At 37.4% G+C, this 1,547-nt stretch carries 1 protein-coding gene; it reads right to left on the bottom strand.

The genetic code is table 11. From position 1 onward, the window contains the following. On the bottom strand, nucleotides 1-1,503 hold a 1,503-nt coding region (locus tag BMX09_RS09805), incomplete at its 3' end, for a peptidoglycan amidohydrolase family protein (protein WP_281242694.1). Nucleotides 1,504-1,547 lie beyond the last annotated feature (44 nt).

The raw sequence follows: 1,547 nt of genomic DNA, 5'->3' as shown, positions 1-1,547 counted from the left end.
AATAAAGACATCCCCACGACGAATATCTCGGGCATCAATTTCCTTGAATAGGTATCCTTTTTCTTTATATAAGTTTTCAGTTGTTCCAGCATAGGTAATTCTTGTTTTAAAGTCACCATTCCATAAGGCATTGTATAATGAACTTGAGCAATCGTATGAATCTGGGCCATTACGTTTTGCCATTGAGTAGGTCACTTTACCTTCACGATCTTTAAACCAACCAATTGTACGATTAATTTTCTTTAAATAGTCAACATCTGATGAGATTTTGCCTTCTTTATCGGTTTTAACGGTTATGCCAATATCTTTCAAATCAATTGTACCTGTTTTTAGAAGACCTTTTTGATCAAAATAGTACCAACCAGCTCTTTCATCATCATAGACTAAACCATGGTGGATGGTACCATTAGCGTTCATATAGTAAATATCCCCATTAACATCTGTCCAACCAGTTGCCATAAGACCTGTTTTTGGTGTCATATAATACCATTCATTATTATCCCAGATCCATTCGTTTTGAGCCATGTAACCCCATTGTTTGATGTAATAAGCACCTACCCAACGATTTTGAACATACGTGCCATCTTCGTTAAAATAGTGCCAACCTGTTTCAGGACTCCATGCCCAACCGTCTTTAGCCATTTCGCCCCATTTTGTTAGGAAATAAGAACCTTTCCAAGTATAACGAGCATATGAACCATCTTCTTTAATAAAGAACCAGTTGTCATAATCTTTATCAAAGATCCATTCGTTAGATGCCATATAACCCCATTGTTTAATGTAATAAGCACCAACCCATTTATTTTGAACGTAAGTACCATCTGGATTGAAGTAGTGCCACCCGGTTGTTGGACTGTATGCCCATTCCTGTTTGGCCATTTCACCCCATTGTTTTAGATAGTATGAGCCTTTCCATGTATAACGAGCATAAGTACCATCTTCATTAATAAAGAACCAATTGTCATAATCTTTATCAAAGATCCATTCATTTGACGCCATTTGACCATTGTCTTTTAGGTAATATGCCCCTTGCCATTTATTGGTTACACGTAGACCATTTTCATCGAAGTAGTACCAATATGTTGTTTCGTCATCTTTGGCGTCTTTAGCTGTAACTTCTAACCATTTACTTATTACTTTTTCGCCATCTATATAATAAGAGTCGCCATCCCAACCTGTTTTGTTAGTTGGTGTAACTGGCTTTTCTGGATCCGAAGTTGGGTCAACTACTTCACCGCCGTTATCTGGTGTAACTGGTTTTTCTGGTTCGCCATCTTTGTCAGTAGTTGGCTTTGTTACGTCACCTTTATTTTCCTTCTCTACTGAATCGTCTTTTTCTGTTGTGTCTGGTGTTGTTTGTGGGGCTTTTTCTTCCTCACTTGTCACTTTAGAATGATTATCTTTTATAGCTGTTGGCATTGTTTGTGTTCCTTCTACCTCTTCTCTTGCCTCAACTATTTGTGCATCCAATTGGCTTAACGTAACTAATCCCGTTGTTAGCATCACTGTACTACCAATTGTCAACAATTTTCTTTTGTAACTCATTA

Origin of the sequence: Granulicatella balaenopterae, assembly GCF_900111135.1 — a bacterium.
GTDB classification, from domain to species: Bacteria; Bacillota; Bacilli; order Lactobacillales; family Aerococcaceae; genus Granulicatella; species Granulicatella balaenopterae.
The sequence above is the reverse complement of the archived record's forward strand: the minus strand, read 5'-3'. Positions and strand labels throughout refer to the sequence as shown.